At 66.7% G+C, this 15870-nt stretch carries 17 protein-coding genes; 10 read left to right on the plus strand and 7 right to left on the minus strand.

Features of this window, described 5'->3' with window-relative positions:
* Positions 1-8: 8 nt before the first annotated feature.
* Positions 9-794, minus strand: coding sequence for a hypothetical protein (locus H556_RS16080; RefSeq protein ID WP_211216117.1), 786 nt, complete (start codon positions 792-794; stop codon positions 9-11).
* 161 nt (positions 795-955) lie between these two features.
* On the opposite strand from H556_RS16080, the gene H556_RS0108270 reads away from it, so the two are divergent.
* Positions 956-1813 carry a DUF817 domain-containing protein gene (locus H556_RS0108270; RefSeq protein WP_024353991.1) on the plus strand — a complete coding sequence of 286 codons (858 nt, stop codon included), beginning with the start codon at positions 956-958 and terminating at the stop codon, positions 1811-1813.
* Positions 1814-1994: 181 nt separating this feature from the next.
* On the opposite strand, the gene H556_RS0108275 is transcribed toward H556_RS0108270, so the two are convergent.
* The gene (locus H556_RS0108275; RefSeq protein ID WP_024353992.1) at positions 1995-2597 is read right to left on the minus strand and encodes a nitroreductase family protein; all 603 of its coding nucleotides are present in this window, start codon (positions 2595-2597) and stop codon (positions 1995-1997) included.
* Positions 2598-2642: 45 nt separating this feature from the next.
* Here H556_RS0108275 and H556_RS0108280 point away from each other — a divergent pair, with 45 nt between their 5' ends.
* The 3 genes from H556_RS0108280 to H556_RS0108290 all read left to right on the plus strand — a co-directional run bounded on the left by H556_RS0108280 (position 2643) and on the right by H556_RS0108290 (position 4452).
* Positions 2643-3272 (plus strand): NUDIX domain-containing protein, encoded by a 630-nt coding sequence (locus tag H556_RS0108280; protein WP_024353993.1) that lies wholly within the window; start codon positions 2643-2645, stop codon positions 3270-3272.
* Between the two features lie 27 nt (positions 3273-3299).
* Complete coding sequence (cysE, locus tag H556_RS0108285; protein ID WP_024353994.1) at positions 3300-4121, plus strand: serine O-acetyltransferase; 822 nt, start codon at positions 3300-3302, stop codon at positions 4119-4121.
* A 121-nt stretch (positions 4122-4242) separates the two neighbouring features.
* Positions 4243-4452 carry a DUF3126 family protein gene (locus H556_RS0108290; protein ID WP_003167318.1) on the plus strand — a complete coding sequence of 70 codons (210 nt, stop codon included), beginning with the start codon at positions 4243-4245 and terminating at the stop codon, positions 4450-4452.
* Positions 4453-4530: 78 nt separating this feature from the next.
* Here H556_RS0108290 and H556_RS16305 read toward each other — a convergent pair whose 3' ends face one another.
* Positions 4531-5151 (minus strand): hypothetical protein, encoded by a 621-nt coding sequence (locus H556_RS16305; RefSeq protein ID WP_155802444.1) that lies wholly within the window; start codon positions 5149-5151, stop codon positions 4531-4533.
* An 81-nt stretch (positions 5152-5232) separates the two neighbouring features.
* On the opposite strand from H556_RS16305, the gene H556_RS0108300 reads away from it, so the two are divergent.
* The 3 genes from H556_RS0108300 (at position 5233) to H556_RS0108310 (ending at position 9154) form a co-directional block, all read left to right on the plus strand.
* Entirely contained in the window at positions 5233-6099 is an 867-nt protein-coding gene (locus tag H556_RS0108300; RefSeq protein ID WP_024353995.1) for a 50S ribosomal protein L11 methyltransferase, read from the plus strand.
* 171 nt (positions 6100-6270) lie between these two features.
* Entirely contained in the window at positions 6271-8097 is a 1827-nt protein-coding gene (locus tag H556_RS0108305) for an aminopeptidase P family protein (protein WP_024353996.1), read from the plus strand.
* Positions 8098-8170: 73 nt separating this feature from the next.
* Positions 8171-9154: an aldo/keto reductase gene (locus H556_RS0108310; protein WP_024353997.1), complete on the plus strand. Its 984-nt coding sequence runs from the start codon at positions 8171-8173 to the stop codon at positions 9152-9154.
* Positions 9155-9216: 62 nt separating this feature from the next.
* Here H556_RS0108310 and H556_RS0108315 read toward each other — a convergent pair whose 3' ends face one another.
* The 3 genes from H556_RS0108315 to ligA form a co-directional block, all read right to left on the minus strand.
* The gene (locus H556_RS0108315) at positions 9217-9639 is read right to left on the minus strand and encodes a DUF2147 domain-containing protein (RefSeq protein WP_024353998.1); all 423 of its coding nucleotides are present in this window, start codon (positions 9637-9639) and stop codon (positions 9217-9219) included.
* A gap of 112 nt (positions 9640-9751) precedes the next feature.
* Complete coding sequence (locus H556_RS16750; protein ID WP_081650919.1) at positions 9752-10672, minus strand: exonuclease domain-containing protein; 921 nt, start codon at positions 10670-10672, stop codon at positions 9752-9754.
* Positions 10651-12975: an NAD-dependent DNA ligase LigA gene (gene ligA, locus H556_RS0108325; protein WP_024354000.1), complete on the minus strand. Its 2325-nt coding sequence runs from the start codon at positions 12973-12975 to the stop codon at positions 10651-10653. The genes H556_RS16750 and ligA overlap by 22 nt, the downstream gene beginning before the upstream one ends.
* A 147-nt stretch (positions 12976-13122) precedes the next feature.
* Here ligA and H556_RS0108330 point away from each other — a divergent pair, with 147 nt between their 5' ends.
* From H556_RS0108330 to H556_RS0108340, 3 genes are all read left to right on the plus strand, one after another.
* Positions 13123-14088: a M28 family peptidase gene (locus H556_RS0108330; RefSeq protein ID WP_024354001.1), complete on the plus strand. Its 966-nt coding sequence runs from the start codon at positions 13123-13125 to the stop codon at positions 14086-14088.
* Between the two features lie 89 nt (positions 14089-14177).
* On the plus strand, positions 14178-14801 hold the full coding sequence (locus H556_RS0108335; RefSeq protein WP_024354002.1) for a methyltransferase family protein: 624 nt from the start codon (positions 14178-14180) through the stop codon (positions 14799-14801).
* A complete protein-coding gene (locus tag H556_RS0108340) occupies positions 14798-15313 on the plus strand; it encodes a hypothetical protein (protein ID WP_024354003.1) in 516 nt (171 codons plus the stop codon). The genes H556_RS0108335 and H556_RS0108340 overlap by 4 nt, the downstream gene beginning before the upstream one ends.
* 23 nt (positions 15314-15336) lie before the next feature.
* On the opposite strand, the gene H556_RS0108345 is transcribed toward H556_RS0108340, so the two are convergent.
* The gene (locus H556_RS0108345) at positions 15337-15801 is read right to left on the minus strand and encodes a peptidylprolyl isomerase (RefSeq protein WP_003167307.1); all 465 of its coding nucleotides are present in this window, start codon (positions 15799-15801) and stop codon (positions 15337-15339) included.
* Between the last annotated feature and the right edge of the window lie 69 nt (positions 15802-15870).

A 15870-nucleotide genomic window follows, 5' to 3' on the forward strand; every position in this document is an offset into this window, starting at 1 on the left:
GTAACGATTCAGTACATTCTCTGATCTGTAATCTGTTGCTCGGTTGGTATTCCTGCAGCTTCTAGGAAGTCCTTTAAATCCTGATATTTGGATCGATATCCTGAAACCCGAATTATCTTTGGGCTAAATATAAGCCCAAGTTCCGATACGGCGCCTCCTGCATTGTTTCTTACGAAAAGAGGAGATATCGCTTGAAGAATGTTGTTTGCAGATTGGCGATGCTGCTGAACGTTCCGGCAATGTGCGTTGATGGCGAAGCGAAACGAACCAACGATCACATCAATGAGAGAGGTGAAGTGCGATTGACCGATTGCTGAATAATGGTAGCCGACGATGCGCCGCATCGGAACCTCAGCCGCATACGGCATGCCTACCAATCCGACGCTGAATTTTTCGGCTAAGTGAGCTTCAATCTGGTTTCCAGCATCATTAAATCTATCAATCAACACTAAGCCAGTCTCATTCAATCGATTGAGCAGGCAGTCAAAGTGAAAACAAACCGTATTGATGCCGTTACGGCGGGCTTCATCAGGATTGGTCGCGATGTCGTGTAGAACTAAGTAGCCTAGCAATTTAACTTCATGTCTTACTGTTGCGTCAATGACTTGGCGCTTTAGTTCGATAAATTGTTCGTGTGAAAATCCCTCTGGGCCAGGGTTAAACTTAAGTCTATATTCACGGGGGACGTTGAGGTTGGCGCGAATAGCGTCGATTTCACGTGAAAGATCCATTGCGCGCGTGCCGTCAATGGCGATGCCTGCGTAGATTAGAAAGTCGCCGGGGCGATCTTCCATATTCGATTCGTCGCAATACAGAAGGTGCATTGCCATGCCTTTCCTCGGATGCTTGCAGGTTGAAAAGCGCTATTACGATGATAGAGGCAGATTTCCGATAAATGGCAATCGCTTCGGCAATCCAATGTGTCCTCACTTCTAGCTATCGCTAATCCCCTGCCATGACCCCATCCCCCCGCCTCCCGCTCGAAGCCTGGGGCCGTCGCCTGATGACCCGCGCCGAGGCATGGGCGGACCGCTCGCGGCTTCGCCGTTACGCCTATGAGTTCCTGTGGTTCGGGCTGAAGCAGGGGTGGGCGTGTCTGTTCGGCGGGGCGATGCTGGCGCTGATCGTGGGGACGTTTCTGTTATGGCCGGATCAGGCGCCGCTGGCGCGCTATGACTTTCTGGTGCTGGGGGCGCTGGGGATACAGGCGCTGATGCTGGCCCTGAAGCTGGAGAGCTGGGAGGAGGCGCGGGTCATCTTCCTGTTCCATGTCGCCGGGACGATCATGGAGCTGTTCAAGACCTATCACGGGTCGTGGATCTATCCGGAAGAGTCGGTGCTGAGGATCGGCGCCGTGCCGCTGTTCTCGGGCTTCATGTATGCGGCGGTGGGCAGCTACATCGCGCGGGTGCAGCGCATCTTCCATATCCGGGTGCGGAACTATCCGCCGCTATGGACGACGTGGGTGCTGGCCGCGGCGATCTACGTCAACTTCTTCGCCCACCACTGGCTGCCGGACATTCGGCTGGCGCTATTCGCGGCGACGGGGCTGCTGTTCATGCGGGGGTGGTTCTACTTCACCGCAGACCGGACGCGAAGGGCGATGCCGCTGCTGCTGGGCTATGGGCTGGTGGCGCTGTTCATCTGGTTCGCGGAGAACCTGGGGACGTTCGCGCGGGCCTGGGTCTATCCGGGGCAGGAGGGCGGATGGGAGATGGTCAGCCTGAACAAGCTGGGGGCGTGGTTCCTGCTGATGATCATCTCGGTGGTGCTGGTGTCGCTGGTGCACCGGCCGGAGGAGGAGGAGCGCTGATCCTCTCTTTCGTCATCCTCCGGCGACCCTCGCGAAAGCGGGGGGAGACCGGGGGACCCAGCGGCGCCGAAGGCGATCTTTATGCAGGCGTCGCGTGTGCCGCTTTCGCCCTATGGGCGCCGCTGGGTCCCCCGGTCTGCGCCGCTGTGCGGCTTGCCGGAGGATGACGAAAAAAAGAGGGTTACGGCCGGGCCGTCACCTTGTGCTCCAGGTCGGGGCGGGGGCGCTCCAGCGGGGGCTCGGACAGGGAGCCGATGTGGATGAAGCCGGCGATGCTCTCGCCGTCCTCGATGCCGAACAGGGCGACGGCCGCGGGGTCGTAGGAATACCAGTCGGTGATCCAGCTGGCGCAATAGCCGAGCGCATTGGCCGCGTGCTCAAGGTTCATGCAGACGGCGCCGGCGGACAACTGCTGCTCCCACACCGGAACCTTGTGGCCTTCGATGGGGGTCAAGACGACAAGGATGGTCAGCGGCGGATTGGCCAGTTTGGCCAGGGAGGCGATCTCCTTGCCGGTGCGGTTCTGGGTCTCGCCCAGCGCGGCGAGGGCCTCGGACAGCTCGGCGCGGCTGCGCGGGCCAAGGATGACGAAGCGCCAGGGGAACAGCTTGCCGTGGTCGGGCGTGCGGGCGCCCAGCAGAAGAATCTGCTCGACCTCGGCGTCCGTGGGGCCGGGCAGGGTCAGCAGTTGGGCCGAGGCCGAGCGGCGCACGGCCAGCCGCGACAGCAGCTCTTGCGAACGGACGGGCAGGGGCAGGGGGGAGGACAGGTCTGACTGGCTCATGGCCGATAGCTAGGCTTTCGAGGCGCGCGGCGCCATAGCAGGGGCATGAGCAAGATCCGCGACATCAAGCCTCGCTGGGCCGAGGGCCTGCCCGAGACGCCGCCGTGGCGCAGTCTGGGGACGAGCGTGGTCGTCGATACGCCGTGGATGCAGGTGACGCGCCATCCGGCCGTGGCGCCGACGGGGGCGGATGCCGACTACATGGTCATGCGGCCCAGGAATGTGGGGACGGGCGTGCTGCCGCTGCATGACGACGGGACGGTCAGTCTGGTCGGGCAGCACCGCTTCGCCCTGATGCGCTATTCGTGGGAGATGCCCGAGGGCGGGGCGCCGGAGGGGGAAGACCCCTTCGAGGCGGTGAAGCGCGAACTGGCCGAGGAGGCGGGGCTGACGGCCCAGCACTGGCGCGGGGCGCTGGACATGGACCTGTCCAACTCCATCACCGACGAGCGGGCGATGACCTGGGTGGCCTGGGGGCTGGAAGCCACGGACAAGGCGCCGGACCCGACCGAGGTCTTCCTGTCGGCGCGCGTGCCGTTCGGCGCGCTGATGGCCGAGATTGCGCGCGGCGCGGTGCGCGACAGCCTGACGGTGGCGACGGCCTATCGGGCCTACCATATGGCGCGGGAGGGCGAACTGCCCGCCGCGCTGGCGCGTTCCATGCTGGGCGCGTAGGGTCGAGCCGAAGTTTAAGGAAGCCTGATGGCCAAGCTGGAAGTCGTGCCGCAACAGCCGGACCTGTGGGCGCAGTTGCGCGCCGCAGCCGAGGACGCTGCGCGCGAGGAGCCGCGTCTGGCGTCGCAGCTGAACGCCGTGGTGCTGGCGCACGACGATTTCGCCGGGGCGCTGAGCTTCCAGATCGCGCGCAAGCTGGGCGATGCGGAGCTGGGGGCCATGACGGTGCGCGAGGTGGCCCTGTCGGCCTTCGCCGCCGATCCGGGCATTGTCGCCGCCGCCGAGGCGGACCTGAAGGCGGTGCAGGAACGCGATCCGGCGATCCGCTCGCTGTTGCAGCCCTTCATGTATTTCAAGGGGTTCCAGGCGTTGCAGGCGTGGCGCGTGGCGCACTGGCTGTGGACACAGGACCGCGACACCCTGGCGTTTCACTTCCAGAGCCGGATCTCGGAGCTGTTCCAGCTGGACATCCACCCGGCGGCGCGGATCGGCTCGGGCGTCTTTCTGGACCACGGCACGGGCATCGTCATCGGCGAGACGGCGGTGATCGGCGACGAGGTGTCGATGCTGCACGCCGTGACGCTGGGCGGAACGGGGGCCGAGCGCGGCGACCGCCATCCTAAGATCGGGCGCGGCGTCCTGCTGGGCGCCGGGGCCAAGGTGCTGGGCAACATCACCGTCGGCGACTACGCCAAGGTGGCGTCGGGCTCGGTGGTGCTGAAGCCGGTGCCGGCGGGCTGCACCGTGGCGGGGGTGCCCGCGCGGCTGGTCAACTGCCCGACCGACGCCACGCCCGCGCGGACGATGGACCATACGCTGTCCGACATCGTCTATGACTTCGTGATCTGAGGAGGCGTCGCCTGTGGACGCCTGAAGCGCGGGCTTCGCCTCGGGCTTCCCAAGGAGGGACGGCTTCTCTAGGGTCCGCGCCCAACGATATGCGCTTCGGCGCCAAAACGAGGCTGACCCCGTGACCGAGAACGATCTGAAGCGCGTCGAGACGCACCTGAAGCGCACCTTCAACCACGGCGGCATCAAGGTGAAGGGCCGCAAGGTCGCCGATTCCGCCGAAGTCTATGTCGATGACGAGTTCATCGGCGTGGTGTTCGAGGATGAAGACGAAGCCGGTTCCTACATGTTCGAAATGGCGATCCTGGCGGAAGACCTGCCGCCGGCCTGACGCCTGCGGAAGACGCGAATTGAAAAAGGCCGGAGAGGGCGTCCTCTCCGGCCTTTTCTATTGGCGATCAGCGTCGGATCACCAGCCGAACAGGCGGGCGAAGAAGCCCTTCTTCTTTTCGGGGGCGGGCGTTTCGACGGGCGTTACCGGCTCGGCGGCAGGGGCGGGCGCGGCGGCCTGAACCGGCGGCTCGGCGGCGACGGGCGCGGTCGCGACGACCGGCTCGGGCTTGGGCGCAGGCCCGGTTTCGGCCGGCGCCACAGGCGCGGGCGCCAGGGAGGCGGCGACCGGCGTCTCGACCGGAGCGGCGGCGGCCGTCTTGGACGTGGCGGGTTTCTTCGGTGCGGCGGCCTTGGTCGCCGCAGGCTTGGCTGTAGTTGATTTGGCAGCGGGTTTCTTGGCCGGCGCGGCCTTGGCGGCGGCGGGCTTCGCCGCAGCGGCCTTTGCCGGAGCCTTCGTCGTCTTGGTGGCGGCCTTGGTCGCTGTAGGCTTGGTCGCTGCAGGCTTGGCCGCCGCCTTGGTCGCGGGCTTTGCTGCGGGGGTCTTGGCGGGAGCCTTCGTCGCGGCGGCCGCCTTTACGGTCTTGGGCTTGGCGTCAGCTTTTGTCGCTGTTGCGCTCGACTTTGCCGCCGGTTTCGGCTTGGAAGCGGCGGAGGCCGCTTTCGCGGCAGGTTTCGTCTCAGACGGTGCTTTGGCCATGAACTCCCCGACCCCTCGTTGGACACGGGCGTGAGAACCAAGCCCGTACTGGCGATTCGTCATTATAACGGTGTTTAAGAAATGTCCGAATCCGCAGTTCAGGTGATCGCGCGCGGCGACCGCGCCCCGGCCGAAGCCGCCGCCGCCGCCATCGACGCCAACCCCCTGCTGGAAGGCGCCACCTATTCCATCCTGGAAGAGGATGAGGACAAGGAAATCTGGCGCATCGACGCCTTCCCGACCAGCGAGGAAGAGGCCGAAGGCATCGCCGAGATACTGCGCGCCACGCCGGGGCTGGAGGTCGTGGTCGAGAAGCTGGCCGACGCCGACTGGCTGGCCATGAGCCTGTCGGGCCTGCCGCCGGTCGAGGCGGGACGTTTCTTCGTCTACGGCGCCCATGATCAGGGCAAGATTCCCGAGGGCCGGGTCAATCTGAAGATCGACGCGGGCGCCGCCTTCGGCACCGGCCACCACGGCACGACGGTCGGCTGTCTGGAGGCCTTCGACAATCTGCTGAAGACCGAGACCTTCGAGAAGGTGCTGGACGTCGGCTGCGGCACGGGCGTGCTGGCGATTGCAGCGGCCAAGACCGGTTCGCCCATCGCCGTCGGCACCGACATCGACGAGCCCTCGGCCCGGATCGCCAATGAAAATGCGGCGATCAACGACGCCAAATGCGACTTTTATTTCGCCGATGGTCTGAGCGATGAGCGGATTGCGCAGCACGCGCCCTATGATCTGGTGTTCGCCAACATTCTGGCCGCGCCGCTGGTGTTCCTGGCGCCTGAGATCGCCGGGGCGCTGAAGTCGGGTGGGGTGGCGATTCTGTCGGGCTTGCTGCGGACGCAGGAAGAGCGGATTCTGGAGGCCTATCTGCCGCTGGGTTTCGTAGTGGAGCAGACGATCCATCACGACGCGTGGAGCGCGCTGCAACTGCGCAAAAAGTAGAGGCGCGACCTTCTCCCTCCCCGTTCTGGGGAGGGTGGCTGAGGCGTAGCCGAAGCCGGGTGGGGCGCTTCGACTGATCAAGCGCTGCACCTGTGTCTCCTAGCCCTCCCCACCCGGTCGCTGCGCGACCACCCTCCCCATGAAAGGGAGGGAGATGATACGGATGCATTCATGCGCCAGACATTCGACGAAACCACCGATCCCTCCTTCGGGGCCAAACACCTGCCTCTGCTCCGCGCCGAGATGGCCAAGCAGGGCCTCGACGGCCTGCTGGTCCCGCACGAGGACGAGCATCAGAACGAATACCTGCCCGACGCCAATGAGCGGCTGGCGTGGGTCAGCGGCTTCACCGGCTCGGCCGGGGCGGGCGTCGTGCTGAAGGACAGGGCGGCGGTCTTCGTCGACGGCCGCTATACGGTGCAGGCCAAGGCGCAGACGGACGAGGCCCTGTTCGAGCGGCAGCCGCTGAACAAGCTGGCCGACTGGCTGGCGGCCGTGCCGTCTGGCTCGGTCATCGGCTATGATCCGCGCCTGCACAGCCCCGATGCGCTGGCGAGTCTGCGCGCCGCCGTCGAGAAGGCCGGGGCGACGCTGAAGGCGGTCGAGCCCAATCCGATCGACCTGGCCTGGGGCGATGCGCGCCCGGCCCAGCCGCAGGCGCCGGTGGTCCCGCATGAGGACCGCTATGCCGGCGAAGACGCCGCGTCCAAGCGCGCTCGCATCGGCAAGGCCATCGCTGAGGCCGGAGCCGAGGCCGCCGTGCTGACGGCGCCGTCGTCGCTGGCCTGGCTGTTCAACATTCGCGGCGGGGATGTGATCCGCACGCCTCTGCCGCTGGGACAGGCGGTGGTGAAGGCGGACGGGACGGCGAGCGTCTTCCTTGATCCGGCCAAGGTGACCAACGAACTGCCCGGCTGGCTGGGCGACGCCGTGACGCTGGAGGCGCCCGAGGCGCTGCCGGGCGCGCTGGACGCCCTGTCGGGGCGCCGGGTGATGATCGATCCGGCGGTGTCCTCGGCCTGGTATTTCGACCGGCTGGAGGCGGCGGGCGCCGCCATCGTTCGCGGCATGGACCCCTGCGCCCTGCCGCGCGCGCAGAAGAACGACGTCGAGATCGAGGGCAGCCGTCAGGCCCATATCCGTGATGGCGCGGCCCTGACACGGTTCCTGCACTGGGTCGATACGGTCGCGCAGAAGGAACTGCCGGACGAGCGGGCGGTGGTCGAGGCGCTGGAGGGTTTCCGCGAGGCGACCGGCATGTTGAAGGATCTGTCCTTCGACACCATCGCCGGGGTCGGGCCGAACGGCGCCCTGCCGCACTACAAGCCGGTCGGGGCCAAGATCCGGCCGATGGAGGCGGGCTCGCTGCTGCTGGTGGACGGCGGCGGCCAGTATCTGGACGGGACCACGGACGTGACCCGCACCATGGCCATCGGCGAGGGCACGGCCGATCAGCGCCGGATGTTCACGCTTGTGCTGAAGGGCCACATCGCCATGGCGGTGATCCGCTTCCCGGCCGGGACCAGCGGACGCCAGTTGGACGCCATTGCGCGCCAGCCGCTGTGGAACGCAGGCTTCGATTTCGATCACGGCACGGGCCACGGCGTCGGGTCGTATCTGGGCGTGCACGAGGGGCCGCAACGTATCGCCGGCTGGGGCACGGACCAGCCTCTGCTGACCGGCATGATCCTGTCGAACGAGCCGGGCTATTACCGCGAAGGCGAGTGGGGCATCCGCATCGAGACGCTGCAGGTCGTCACGGCCCCGGCGCAGGTTCCGGGCGGCGAGCGGCCGATGCATGGATTTGAGCAACTGACGCTGGCGCCGCTGGACCGACGCCTGATCGATGTCGCTCTGCTGACGGCGGAAGAGCGGGCCTATGTGGACGCCTATCACGCCGAGGTTCTGGCCAAGGTCGGGCCTTTGCTGGCGGACGGCGTTCAGAAGGATGAGGCGGCGCTGGAGTGGCTGAAGACGCAGACGGCCCCCTTGAAATAAGGCCATACGGCGCCCATCTGAAGAGGGTCGGCGGATGCGCCGCCGACCCCCTCACATCAGAAGGAATGCGCGGATGAAGATGCGCAAGCTGGGCCGTAACGGCCCTGAGGTCTCGGCCGTCGGTCTGGGCTGCATGGGCATGAGCGCCTTTTACGGCGGCGCCGACGAGGCCCAATCCATAGCGGTGATCCACCGCGCGCTCGACCTGGGCGTCACCCTGTTCGACACGGCCGAGATGTACGGCCCCCACACCAATGAAGTCCTGCTGGGCAAGGCGCTGCAGGGGCGCCGGGACGAGGCTTTCATCGCCACCAAGTTCGGCATCAATCGCCAGCCGGACGGTTCGGCGATCACCGACGGTTCGCCCGCCAATGTGCGCCGCGCGGTCGAGGGCAGCCTGAGCCGTCTGGGCGTCGATCACATCGACCTCTATTACCAGCACCGCATCGACCCCAATACGCCGATCGAGGAGACGGTCGGGGCCATGGCCGAACTGGTGAAGGAGGGCAAGGTCCGCTTCCTGGGCCTGTCCGAGGCGGCGCCCGCCACCCTTCGCCGCGCCCACGCCGAGCATCCGATCACGGCCTTGCAGACCGAATATTCGCTGTGGAGCCGCGACCCGGAGGACGAGCTTCTGGGCGTGGTGCGCGAACTGGGCATCGGCTTTGTGCCCTACAGTCCGCTCGGTCGGGGCTTCCTGTCCGGGGAGATCAAGTCGATCGACGACCTGGCGCCGGACGACTTCCGCCGGACGAACCCGCGCTTTGCGGGCGCCAACTTCCAGAAGAACCTCGATCTGGTCGATGCGGTCGGCGCCATCGCGGCGGACAAGGGGGTGACGGCGGCGCAACTGGCCCTGGCCTGGGTGCTGGCGCAGGGAGAAGACCTTGTTCCCATCCCCGGTACGCGCCGCATCGCCACGCTAGAGCAGAACGCGGCGGCGGCGGACATCGTGCTGACGCCGGATGATCTGGCGCGGATCGAGGCCGTCTTCTCGCGCGGGGCGGCGGCGGGCGAGCGCTATGCGCCCGGCGGCATGAGTTCGCTGAACCGCTGATGTGAAAACGCCTCCCTCGCGATCGCGGGGGAGGCGTCTTTCATTCGGGCGTGTGCGAAGGCTTACTGCACGCGCGTCCAGGTCTGGGTCTTGCACAGGGGGGCGACGATGCAGCCGCGCAGGCGCAGGGTGTTGTCGTTGGTCATGGTGATGGTCCCGCGATAGGTGCCGCCGTCCTCGGGGTTGTAGACCGAGCCGCCGCGCCATTCGGTCGGGCCGCCGGTGAAGCCCGACAGCATCCGCAGGCCGCGCAGGGGGCGGTCGCGCAGGGATTCATCCTTGTTGCGTTGATCCTTGACTTCGGGGTTGGCGCGGATGTGGCTGGAGGTGACGAGGACGCCGCACAGGGCCTGGCCGCAGCGTTCGATGCGGACCTGACCGCCGTTGGTCGGGGTCTGCCACAGACCAGTGGGGTCGCTGGCGAGGGCCGGAGAAGCGAGGGCGAGGGCGGCGACGGCGAGCGCCGTCAGGACGGGGGTCTTCATCGGCGTTTTCCTTCTGACGGATCGTTGAGGCGATCCCTTGGTCGAAAGGTGGGCCGGGTTTCGGTCTGAAACAAGGCCGAAATTGTGAACTTCACTCAATGATTACATGACCTTAGGTCAAGTTATCGCCGATCAGGGCTAACCATTCGTCTTCAGTCAGGATGCTAACACCATGCTTTTGAGCGTTTTTCAGCTTCATCCCTGCTCCGGGACCGGCGACGACATAGTCAGTCGTGCTGGAGACTAACCCAGAAACGTATGCCCCCGCTGTTTCCGAGAGGTATCGAGCTTCCGATCGCGTGCAGCGCTCAAGCGTGCCGGTAAAGACAATAGACTTGCCAGCAAGCGCACCTGTTCTGGCAGACGGCTGGGATGGCAGAAGCGGTGTCGGTTTTGACTTGGCTGCTGACTTAGGCGCGCGCTTTAATGATGGCGCTGAACACGGCGAATAGCCGTCGCGCCAGACGCGGCCCATGGTCAGGCGGCTGGCGTCGGCCAGGGCGCGGCAGTCCGCGGCCTGATGCATCTGAGCCGCCGCCAGGGCCACGGAGGCGCAGGCGAAGGCGTCTTCAGCCGCGTCGTGGTGGCGGAAGGCGACGCCCAGTTCGGCGCAGACGTTGTTCAGCTTGTGCGAGGCGAAGTCCGGCCAGTTGATCTGGGCCAGCTTGACCGTGCAGAGGTAGTCGAACTCGGGATAGGTCAGGCCGTAGTGGTCGCAGGTGTTGCGGATGACGCTGACGTCGAAGGCGGCGTTGTGGGCCAGGACGGTGCGGCCTTCGAGGCGCGGGGTGATGGCGGCCAGGACGGCCGGGAACTCTTCGGCGTCCTCGACCTGTTCGGGCCCAATGCCGTGAAAGGCGATGTTGAAGCTGGCGAAACGCATCCCCGGCGGGCGGATGTAGTGGTGCTCGACGGACTCGATGACGCCGTCGTTGATCCAGGCCAGGCCGATGGAGCAGGGGCTGGCCCGCTGCTCATTGGCGGTTTCGAAGTCGATGGCGACGGCGTGCATCAGGCGATCAGCGCCAGCCATTCGTCCTCGGTCAGGACGGCGACGCCGTGTTTTTCGGCGTCCTTCAGCTTGGACCCGGCGCCGGGGCCGGCGACGACGTAGTCGGTCTTTTTCGACACTGAGCCCGAGACCTTGGCGCCCAGGCTTTCGGCGCGGGCCTTGGCTTCGTCGCGGGTGAAGCGTTCCAGCGAGCCCGTGAAGACGACCGTCTTGCCCGCCACGGGGCTGTCGGTCGTGGGGGCGGCGACGTCCTCGACGCGCTCGAGCTCGGCCAGTAGGGCGTCGACGACCTGAAGGTTGTGCGGCTCGTGGAAGAAGTGGGCCAGAGCCTCGGCGGCGACCGGGCCGACGCCGGAGACGCCCGCGATCTGGTTCAGGATGTCCGAGGGGCCTTCATTGCGCGCGACGGCGGCCCAGCGGGTCAGGTCGGTCCAGCCGTCCGAGATCTCCGCCAGCGAGCGGCGGGCGGGGGCGGCCATGCCGGGGAAGGCGAGGGCGATCTTCTGATCCATGGGCGCCTCGGGCCACGGATCGTCGGCGGGCGGCTGCGCCTCGGCCATCAGGCCCAGAACGCGGGTCGAGATGGCGTGGGTCGCGGCCAGCAGCTTCCAGTCGTCGCTGGCGAGGCCGTTTGCGGCGGCCATGCAGGCTTCACGGAAGGCGGTCCAACTGCCGAAAGCGCGGGCCAGCACCAGAGACGTCTGCTCGCCGATCTCGCGCACGCCGAGGCCGAAGATCAGGCGGTCGAGGGAGATGACGCGCCGCGCGTCGATCCCGGCGATCAGGTTGCGGACGCTGGTCTCGCCATAGCCGTCCTCGGCGCGCAGCAGGGCCAGCTTCTCCTCGTCGCGGGCGAGGCGGAAGATGTCGGCGGGCTCCTTGATCCAGCCGCGCGCGTGGAAGGCGATCAACTGCTTTTCGCCAAGCCCTTCAATGTCGAAGGCGCGGCGGCTGACGAAGTGCTTGAGGCGTTCGACGATCTGGGCGTCGCAGATCAGGCCGCCGGTACAGCGGCGCTTGATCTCGTCCCCCTCGCGGACGGCTTCGGAGCCGCAGACGGGGCAGACGGTGGGGAAGACGTAAGGAGCGGCGCCCTCGGGACGCAGCGTATCGACCACGCCGACGATCTGGGGGATGACGTCGCCGGCGCGTTGCAGGACGACCGTGTCGCCGATGCGCACGTCCTTGCGGGCGATCTCGTCTTCGTTGTGGAGGGTGGCGTTGCGGACCACGACGCCGCCGACGGTGACGGGATGCAGGCGGGCGACGGGGGTCAGGGAGCCGGTGCGGCCGACCTGGATGTCGATGCCTTCCAGAACGGTCGTCGCCTGCTGCGCCGGGAACTTGTGGGCGATGGCCCAGCGGGGGCTGCGAGCGATGAAGCCGAGGCGTTGCTGCCAGTCCAGCCGGTCGACCTTATAGACCACGCCGTCGATGTCGTAGCCGAGGCGGCTGCGGTCGGCCTCAAGCGTCTGATAGGCGCCGATCAGGCCTTCGGCGCCCTCGACGCGGGCCGAGCGGTCGTTGACCTGAAAGCCCCAACTGCGGAAGGCCTCCAGCGCGCCTGCCTGCGTCTCGGCGAAGGGGGCGGAGGTCTCGCCCCAGGCGTAGGCGAAGAAGGTCAGGGGGCGCTGGGCCGTGATCTTCGGGTCTTTCTGGCGCAGCGACCCGGCGGCGAAGTTGCGGGGGTTGGCGTAGGTGCGCTTGCCTTCGGCCTCGGCCGCCGCGTTGAAGGCGTCGAAGGCGGCGTTGGGGGCGTAGACTTCGCCGCGGATCTCGATGACGTCGGGCCAGCCGGAGCCCGCCAACGTCTGGGGGATGCTGGCCAGCGTGCGCAGGTTGGCGGTCACGTCCTCGCCGGTCTTGCCGTCGCCGCGCGTGGCGCCCTGAACCAGAACGCCCTTTTCATAGCGCAGGCTGGCCGAGAGGCCGTCGATCTTGGGTTCGGCGACGAAGGCGATGGGCTCGTCGCCCGGCAGCTTCAGGAAGCGGGCGATGCGGGCGACGAAGTCGCGCACCTCGTCGTCGTCGAAGGCGTTGTCCAGCGACAGCATGGGCACGCCGTGGCGGACCTCGGCGAACTGGCTGGAGACGGGGGCGCCGACGCGGTGGGACGGGGAGACGGGGCTGGAGAGGGCCGGGAAGGCGGCCTCGATGGCCAGGGCGCGGCGCTTCAGGTCGTCGTAGTCGGCGTCGGAAATCTCGGGCGCGGCGTCGGCGTAATAGAGAGCGTCATGGCGCGCCAGTTCGGCCGACAGGCGATCCAGCTCTTCGCGCGCCTGGGCTTCGGTCAGGGTTTCGACAGGCGTGAAGAGATCGGACATGAGAATCGCAGGAAGTCGGAAAAGGCGGAACGGTTCCTTATCATCCCCCGACCTTGATGGCAGACGCGCCATGACAGAAACGTAATCTGACGCGGCGGTCGGGGGCCGCTAGCGTCGCGCCTCAAAAGATTCCTGCCGGAGCCCTCCATGCGTCCTGTCCTAGTCAGCCTGTCCGTGATCGCCGCCGCCCTGACGCTGGCCGCCTGTGAGACGACGACCGCGCCTGTGGTCGAGACGCCCGCTGTCGAGGCGCCGTCGTCGGGCGAATACGCCCAGTTGATGGACGACCTGCGCATCCTGTCGGCGGACGACATGCAGGGGCGCGATACGGGGTCCGAGGGCGGGGCCAAGGCGCGCGACTATATCGTGGCGCGTCTGGAGGCGCTGGGCGTTCAGCCTTCGCCGATGGGCCGTCTTCAGCCGTGGGAGGCGCTGGGCCGCACGCGCGAGGGGACCAAGACCTATAACGGGACCAACATCATCGGCGTCATCCCCGGCACGCGCGTGGCCGACAAATACATCGTGGTGACGGCCCACTATGACCACGTCGGCGTCAACGACGGCCAGATCTTCAACGGGGCGGACGACAACGCCTCGGGCGTGGCGACCATGCTGGAGCTGGCCAGACGGCTGAAGGCTGACCCGCCCGAGCACAGCGTGCTGATCGTGGCGCTGGACGGCGAGGAGCGGGGGCTGCTGGGCGCCAAGCATTTCGTCGAGGCGCCGCCGGTGCCGCTGCACGCGATTTCGATGAACCTGAATTTCGACATGACGGCGCGGGCCGACAGCGATGGCAAGCTGTGGGTGACGGGGACGTATCAGCATCCCTATTTCCGCCCGGTGCTGGATCAGGTTCCGGCGCGCCGGAACGTCGCCTTCGCCTTCGGCAAGGACACGCCCGAGGACAAGGGCGCCGACAACTGGGTCGAGGCGTCGGATCACGCCGCCTTCCACCGCGCGGGCCTGCCGTTCCTCTATTTCGGGGTGAACTATCACCCGGACTATCACCGCCCCAGCGACGACTTCGAGAAGGTCAATCCGGCGGTGTTCCAGGACTCGACGGAATTGGCGATCGGCGGGTTCCGGGCGCTGGACCGGTGGCTGGATCAATGACGGCTGTCGCAAAACACTTGCAAAGATAGGCCTTGAATCCGCCGTCAGAGCGGCGTTCTGTCGCACCCTCATCAGTCGAGGAAATATAGATGTCGGCGACGCAAGGGTTTGACCTCCAACGGGTGCAGAAACTGCGCAAGGCGGCGCTGCTGGTCGGATTGATCGGGGTGGTCGGGCTGGCCTTCGTCAGCCGGTCCATCGGCGGCGAGACCATGCTGCACGAGGGGTTGGAGGCGTTCGGCCTGGGCCTGATCGTCGTCTGCATCGTCGGGCGGGCCTGGTGCTCCCTCTATATCGGCGGGCGCAAGAAGGCCGAGATCGTGGATCGCGGTCCCTATTCGATCAGCCGCAACCCGCTGTATGTGTTCAGCTTCATGGGGGCGTTCGGCGTGGGGGCGCAGACGGGCAGCGTGACGCTGGCGACCGTCTTTCTGCTGCTGACGATGGCGGTCTTCTACGCCACGGTGAAGCGCGAGGAGGCCTGGCTGGCGGGCGCCTTCGGCCAGACCTATGCGGACTATTGCGCGCGGACGCCGCGTTTCGGGCCGGACTTCTCCAAATGGCGCGACGCCGACAGCCTGGAGGTGCGGCCGCAGTTCTTCCTGACGACGCTGCGTGACGGTCTGGTCTTCCTGCTGGCAGTGCCGCTGTTCGAGTCGGTCGAGCATCTTCAGGACATGGGCTGGCTGTCGGCTCTGGTGCATCTGCCTTGAGGGCGCTGCCGATCCTGTTGGCCGGGGCTCTGGCCCTGATGGCGGCGGCCTGTGATCGGGGGGCGGCGCCAGACAAGGCGCCCTCGGCGACGGCGTTCAGGCACGACCTGCCGGAAGACGTGTCCGGCTACTACATCCCCACGACGGCGGTGCAGGTCGGGGACTGGCGGCTGCATCACCTGTTCATGGGACAGGTTCCCGACTTCATCGCCTGGCGCGACGGCGCGCGGACGGCGGGTTTCGCGCCGATCATGATGGAGTTCGAGGCGGGGGATGGTAAGCGGCGCACGCGGCTGATTCCAACGGCCTATGAGGTGACCGAGGACCGTGTGCGCTTTGAGGCGTCGTCGCGCGAGCTGGGCGCGGTGTCGTTCGAGGGGGCGCTGGATCAGGATGCGCTGGCGACGGCGCGGCGCAATCTGGGCGATCAGGGCGTGGTCCTGAAAGGACGGCTGAAGGTCGGGGACCGGACCTTCGACGGGGTGTCGATGCGGTGGTGGGCGGGGGACTGATCCCCCGCCGCTTATGCCGATCCTTAGGCGACGGTCGCCTTGACGATCTTGCCCGGCGCGCGCGGGGGCTCGCCCTTGGGCAGGGCGTCGACGTGTTCCATGCCTTCGATCACTTCGCCCCAGACGGTGTACTGGCCGTCGAGGAAGCGGGCGTCGTCGAAGCAGATGAAGAACTGCGAGTTGGCGCTGTCCGGGTTGGCGGTGCGGGCCATCGAGCAGACGCCGCGGACGTGCGGCTCCTTCGAGAATTCCTGCTTCAGGTTCGGCTTGGACGAGCCCGAGGTGCCGGTGCCCGTCGGGTCGCCGCCCTGGGCCATGAAGCCCGGAATCACGCGGTGGAAGACCACGCCGTCGTAGAAGCCTTCCTTGGCCAGGTCGGTGATCTGCTTGACGTGGTTGGGCGCCAGGTCGTCGCGCAGCTTGATGACGACGTTGCGGTCTTCGCCGTCGCCGGTGTCCAGAGTGAAGGTCAGGGTTTGGTCGGCCATCGGGCGCTCCTTGAGGTTATGCGAGCCGGAATTGTGCGCGGGTCATAGCGGCTGAACGCCGTCAGGGCT

The sequence above is a fragment of the Brevundimonas naejangsanensis DSM 23858 genome, assembly GCF_000421705.1.
GTDB classification, from domain to species: Bacteria; Pseudomonadota; Alphaproteobacteria; order Caulobacterales; family Caulobacteraceae; genus Brevundimonas; species Brevundimonas naejangsanensis.